This is a genomic window from uncultured Nitratireductor sp., from assembly GCF_913053745.1.
GTDB lineage: Bacteria > Pseudomonadota > Alphaproteobacteria > Rhizobiales > Rhizobiaceae > Nitratireductor.
Genome location: NZ_CAJXGF010000217.1, coordinates 1 through 5766 on the forward strand (window position 1 = coordinate 1; position 5766 = coordinate 5766).

General features: G+C 64.2%; 7 protein-coding genes. 3 read left to right on the forward strand and 4 right to left on the reverse strand.

Annotation, left to right across the window (positions count from 1 at the left end; translation table 11 throughout):
- Positions 1–253: phosphoribosylamine--glycine ligase N-terminal domain-containing protein (locus QZ638_RS22150; protein ID WP_295814639.1), on the reverse strand; the 253-nt coding region annotated here is incomplete at its 3' end.
- Between the two features lie 158 nt (positions 254–411).
- Here QZ638_RS22150 and ubiA point away from each other — a divergent pair.
- Positions 412–1395, forward strand: coding sequence for a 4-hydroxybenzoate octaprenyltransferase (ubiA, locus tag QZ638_RS22155; protein WP_295814653.1), 984 nt, complete (start codon positions 412–414; stop codon positions 1393–1395).
- Positions 1396–1401: 6 nt separating this feature from the next.
- Here the strand turns inward: ubiA and QZ638_RS22160 are convergent, their stop codons facing one another.
- The 3 genes from QZ638_RS22160 to QZ638_RS22170 form a co-directional block, all read right to left on the reverse strand.
- A complete protein-coding gene (locus tag QZ638_RS22160; protein ID WP_295814642.1) occupies positions 1402–1965 on the reverse strand; it encodes a DUF6101 family protein in 564 nt (187 codons plus the stop codon).
- 325 nt (positions 1966–2290) lie between these two features.
- Positions 2291–3706 carry an FAD-binding oxidoreductase gene (locus QZ638_RS22165; protein ID WP_295814644.1) on the reverse strand — a complete coding sequence of 472 codons (1416 nt, stop codon included), beginning with the start codon at positions 3704–3706 and terminating at the stop codon, positions 2291–2293.
- Between the two features lie 22 nt (positions 3707–3728).
- Positions 3729–4685 carry an L-threonylcarbamoyladenylate synthase gene (locus tag QZ638_RS22170; protein WP_295814646.1) on the reverse strand — a complete coding sequence of 319 codons (957 nt, stop codon included), beginning with the start codon at positions 4683–4685 and terminating at the stop codon, positions 3729–3731.
- A 155-nt stretch (positions 4686–4840) separates the two neighbouring features.
- Here QZ638_RS22170 and QZ638_RS22175 point away from each other — a divergent pair, with 155 nt between their 5' ends.
- Both QZ638_RS22175 and QZ638_RS22180 read left to right on the forward strand, forming a co-directional pair.
- Positions 4841–5374 (forward strand): hypothetical protein, encoded by a 534-nt coding sequence (locus QZ638_RS22175; RefSeq protein WP_295814649.1) that lies wholly within the window; start codon positions 4841–4843, stop codon positions 5372–5374.
- Between the two features lie 99 nt (positions 5375–5473).
- The coding region (locus tag QZ638_RS22180; RefSeq protein WP_295814652.1) for a hypothetical protein at positions 5474–5766 on the forward strand (293 nt) is incomplete at its 3' end.

Sequence of the window (5766 nt, forward strand, 5' to 3'; positions counted from 1 at the left end):
CACCGTTCAGTACACCCGCGAGGCCCGCCACCAGCGGCGCTTCCGGCCCCACGACCACCAGGTCGATGGCCTTTTCCCTGCAGAATGCGACCACCGAAACGTGATCGGACACATCGAGCGGTACGCATTCGGCATCGCGAGCGATGCCGGGATTTCCCGGTGCCGCATAAAGCTTGGTCAGAATGGGAGATGCCGCAAGTTTCCAGGCGAGTGCATGCTCACGACCACCGGACCCGATCAAAAGAACGTTCATGCTCTGCATCCCAGCTTGTTCAGTCGTCGCTTCGGGCTATGGCTCTTCGCGCCGAAAATCAAGGAGCTGACAGCAACTTCCCCCGACAGAAACGCTTGACGCGGGCCACGCACCTTGCCACTCCCTGCATGCGGAAACGAAAAATGGAAAAGGTCACCATGGAAAAGGTCCAGTCTCGCCAAGGTCAGGGCCGCGTTGCGGATGCCCCTTCCGGCCACTGGGTCTATCGTGTGCTCCCACGCGGCCTGTGGCCTTATGCACAGCTTGCACGCTGGGATCGCCCCATCGGCTGGCAATTGCTTCTTTGGCCCTGCTGGTGGTCGGCCGCCTTGGCGGCGTCCGCCTATGCGCAGCCTGGCGCGCCGCTTGCCGAAGTGCTGCCCTCCCTCTGGCATTTGGCGCTTTTCCTCGTCGGTGCCGTCGCCATGCGCGGCGCCGGATGCACCTATAACGATCTGGTGGACGAGCGCATCGACAATGCCGTGGAGCGCACGCGCTCGCGTCCGCTTCCCTCCGGACAGGTCACGCGCGGGCAGGCCTGGGCGTTCCTGATCGCGCAGGCGCTGCTGGGCCTTCTCGTCCTCGTGCAGTTCAACGCATTCGCCATTGCACTCGGCTTCGCTTCGCTTCTCGTGGTGGCGGTCTATCCCTTCGCGAAGAGATTCACGGATTGGCCGCAACTCTTTCTGGGACTTGCCTTTTCCTGGGGTGCCCTCATGGGCTGGGCGGCGGATTTCGAAAGCCTCGCGCTGGCCCCGGTGCTGCTCTATTTCGGTTCGATCCTTTGGGTGATCGGCTACGACACGATCTACGCTCATCAGGACAAGGAAGACGATGCCATTGTCGGCGTCCGTTCCACCGCACGTCTGTTCGGCGACAGGACGCGCCAATGGCTCATCGCGCTCTATGGCGGCGCGCTTTTGTTCTTCGCGGTCGCCTTCGCACTCGCGGAAGTGCCGATGCCGGCCCTTGCCGGTCTCGTTGCCGCGGGCGCTCACATGGCACGGCAAATCCGGGTCATCGACATCGACAACCCGGATCAATGCCTGGCGCTTTTCCGTTCCAACAATGTGGTCGGCTGGCTGATCTTTCTTGGCCTGATCGGCGGCGGCCTCTGGGCGGTGATCAGCCCGCAATTCTGACCGGCTTCAATCGCGTGCGATGATCTCGTCGCCGCCGACCACGACGCGCACACCGAGGCTGCCGCATTTGCGACGCGCCAGAAACCGCGGGCGCCGGGCACGCACCGGACGTCCCTGGCGGCGTTCCCGCGGCGGTGCCGCCTTCACCTCGCCAAGGCTTTCCTCGAGCGCATGAGCAAGGCCATCCGCCTCGATCATCAGCATGGGAAGACCGAGCGCCTCCGACCAGGCGCGCCAGTCGGCGGCCACGTCGTCGAGATCGTCCGCCACCAAAAGCGGAACGCACAGCATCGGATCGGAATGATGAAGTTCGAGCGTGACGGTCACATCGCCGTAATCGTCTTCGATGGCGCGGGCCGCAACGCCGCGAAAGGCGCGCGGCGGCAAAGCGAAAGTCACGGGCAAACCGCTTCTTGTAAGAAAACGCTTCATCCGCACGCCGCGATGGTCAACGGTGAACGAGACTTCGCCGAAATCGTCGTGCGATGCATAGCTCACCGCCTGCGGCAGGCGAAAGGGGTCGAGCCGCATCGCGCGGCCCGCCCAGACTGGCTTGAGCCCACTGTTCATCTTCTTGCCTTCCTGTCACTCCTGAGAGCCGGTTTTCCGGTTCTCTCGCCGGGCCGTTTTTGGCCTCGTTGTAAGAACACCCTAGCGAGGAGCCGTTACCGTCAGGCTTAGAAAGTCGGTTAAATTTTGCTGACCTTACAATTGGTTAGCGATTTCCAACCAGGTGTAACGCTCTGGAAAGGCGTGTCACCGGAACGTAAACGACGGGAATTTAAGCGGGGAAAAGCGGAGCTTGTGGGCGCATTATTGCTTCGGCCCGGCACGCCCGTCGCCTTTCAGGACGGAGCCCGGCACGGATGCGAGAAACGCGGCGAACCCTTACCGGTCAGATCACCTTGTGCGGGTTCATGATTCCTGCTGGATCGAACGCCGCTTTCACCCGGCGCATCAATTCCGTGGCGATGGGCGGCTGGGTGGCGATGAGTTCGTCGCGCTTCATGCGGCCGATCCCGTGTTCGGCGGAAAAGGAACCGCCCAGATCGCGCACGACGCCATGAATGGCATCGTTCATCGGACGATAAAGCGCCAGATAGGCATCGCCGTCGCCGTCCTTCGGCTGCGCGACGTTGTAGTGCAGATTGCCGTCGCCCATGTGCCCGAAGCAGATAACGCGGCAACCCGGGGCAATTTTCTGCGCTTCGATACCGGCCCGTTCGATGAAATCGGGGATCGCCGCGGCCGGCACGGAAATATCGTGTTTGATCGAGGCCCCCTCGGGCTTCTGCGCTTCCGACATCGCTTCGCGCAGATGGCGGAAAGCGTTGGCTTGCGCTTCGTTCTGGGCAAGCGCCGCGTCGACGACCAGCCCTTCCTCGAAGGCGGCCGTCAGCAATTCTTCCATCGTTTCCTTCGCATCGTCGGCAGATCGCCCTGAGGAAATCTCGATCATCACATACCAGGGATGCGGGTCGGCGAGCGGATCGGCGGTGCCCGAAACATGCGCCAGCGCGAAGGCGAGCGGCGTCCGCTCGATGAGCTCGAATGCGGTCAGGCCGTTGCCGACGCGGTCGCCGGCCAGTTCGAAAAAACGCAACGCATCCCTCGGAGACGGCAGCGCCGCCCAGGCCAGTTCCCGTCCCTTGGGCATGGGAAAGAGCTTGACCACCGCCGCCGTGATAACGCCGAGCGTGCCCTCGCCCCCGACGAACAGGTCTTTCAGGTCGTAGCCGGTGTTGTCTTTCTTGAGCTTGCGCAGATCGTCGAACACCTCGCCCGTCGGCAACACCACCTCGACGCCGAGGCACAGATCGCGTGCCGTGCCATAAGCGAGGGCACCGACACCGCCGGCATTGGACGAAAGATTGCCACCGATCTGGCATGAACCCTGCGAGCCGAGCGACAGGGGAAACAGGCGATCCTTGTCGGCGGCCGCATCCTGCAGCGTCTGCAGGACCACGCCCGCTTCCACGGTGGCCGTGTTGGACTTGAGATCGATCTCGCGAATCCTGTTGAGGCGCGAGAGCGAAAGCACGATCTCGCTGCCCTCACCATCGGGCATCTGGCCGCCGACAAGCCCGGTATTGCCGCCCTGGGGCACCACAGCGGTGCCGGTCTCGCTTGCAAGCCTCAGGATGGCGCTCACGTCTTCCACCGAGCCCGGACGCAGAACCAGCGGCGTCTTGCCCCTGAAAAGTCCCCGCGGCTCTTCTTCATAGGGCGCGATTTCGTCCGGATCGGTCAACGCGTAACGCGCGCCGACGATCTTCGAGAAACGGGCGATCAGAGCGGCATCGATGGTCATGAATGGGCGGTTCCCTGAAGCATTAACTGTCACGCGGTGCGGCGGCACGCACCAGACGATCATTGATGGCTTCGCCCAACCCTTCAAGGGGCACCGGCTCCGCAGCGATTGTGGCAGCGTCCGACTGGTCGAGCGCCAGAAGGTGAGAAAACAGATTGGTCGCGGCCTCCCGCAAATTGCCGGTTTCGGAAAGGTTGCGCACGGCGACCGCTCCCTCCGCCCCGTGAACGCGCCGGGGACCGAAGGCAAGCAGCGCTTCGTTCGGCGCGACGCTTTTCACGTTGAGCCGCATGTGAGCGTTGGGCGCATAATGAGAGGCAAGCATGCCCGGCGCCTGCACGCCCGTCGCCCCGCGCGCCACCGGCAGGCCCGATACGCGTTCGATTTCCTCGGCGGCAACGCCACCCGGCCGCAACAGCGTGATTCTGTCCTGCTCCACCTTGAGAATGGTGGATTCGAGCCCCACCGGCGTCGCCCCTCCATCCACGATCAACGGGATGCGCGCGCCGAGATCGGCTTCCACAGCTTCCGCTGTCGTGCCGCTGATGCGGCCGGACGTGTTGGCGCTGGGAGCTGCGAGGGGACGGCCCAGTGCGGTGATCGCCCGAGCGCCGAACCCTCTCGGACAGCGCAGCGCGATCGTGTCGAGGCCGGCGGTCACCAGCGGATGAACGCCCGAGCCTGAACGATGCGGCAGCACCAGCGTCAGCGGACCGGGCCAGAAGGCGTCGGCCAGCTTGCGCGCAAGCGGGCTGAAGACGGCGATCCGCTCGGCCATCGCCGAATCCGCCACATGAGCGATCAGCGGGTTGAATTGCGGGCGCCCCTTCGTCTCGTAAATGCGCGTCACCGCCTCGCCATTGGTGGCATCGGCGGCAAGCCCGTAAACGGTCTCCGTGGGAATGGCGATCGCCGCCCCCTCGCGCAACAATGCGACGGCCCGCGACAGGGCCTCGCGCTCCGGCAGGATATCGGCCAAGCACATGATCCTTTCAAAATCCCTCGCTGAGTATCGCGCCTGTTGCGGGCGGGCAAGGTCGCGCCCCGCCGCTTTGCCGAATCTTAAGGGATTTCGCGTTGAGTGGTCGTGCGCGATGAGACGCGCGCCGCGACCGCCAATGATTGGAAAGAACAATGCAGCCACGGCTCCTGAAGCCCCTGCTCGTTGCAATGCTGCTTGTCGCGGCCGGTGGCGGTCATGCCTCGTCCCTTCTCGAACTTGAAGCCGATGCTCCGCAGAGCGCGCAATCGACCGTGGTGCTCGAGGAATTCGAGCGCAAACCGACCCGGGAAGCGGGCCCGCACGAACCTCCCCTTGCTTATCCGGCACCCTCTTTCAGTCGGGTTCGCGAAGCGGAAGTGCTTCGCCTGTCGCCTTCCATGGTCGGCATCGGAACGCCCCTTCCTTCGTTGCATTCCGCTTCGCGGGAAACCACGAGCGCCATCTCACGCCACCCCCAACGTCTGCCGCAGGTGATCCGGGGCGGCGAGACCGGCGTGGCGGCACCGCGTCAGGAAATGGCGCCACGGCAATCGCAGTCCGTTGCTGCCGCGCCGTCTAAACGCAAATCCGAAACGCGTCCGCGACCGGGCCCGCAAAGCCCCGCTGCGGCGCAGCCGCCGCCTGCGCCCCAGCCTTCCGGCCTGCCCGTCGGGCGTCCCGAATAGCTGCTGTCATCAGGCTGGCAGGAGCGCATCCCAGTGGCAGCTTGACGTCGCGCTCGACGCGACGCACGTTCCGCACCTCAACCTTCGGAGAATGACGCCATGCTGACCTTCATGAAGATCCTGCATTTTTTCGGCCTTATGCTGGGCGCCGCCGGTGGTATGGGCGGCATGATGGTGGCCATTCAGGCCAAGCGCTCCGACGGCGCGCCGCCGCCCGGTCTTCTGGCGCTGCGCCCGCGTTTCACGCTCATCACGCTGACGGGCGTTTCGCTGTTGTGGCTGACGGGGCTGTGGATGTGGCTCGTGCGTTACGACGGATCGTTTTTGAGCACCGCCTTCATCCTGAAACTCGTCGCAGCGGCGTTTATCCTGGCCGTCGCCCTGCTCGGCTT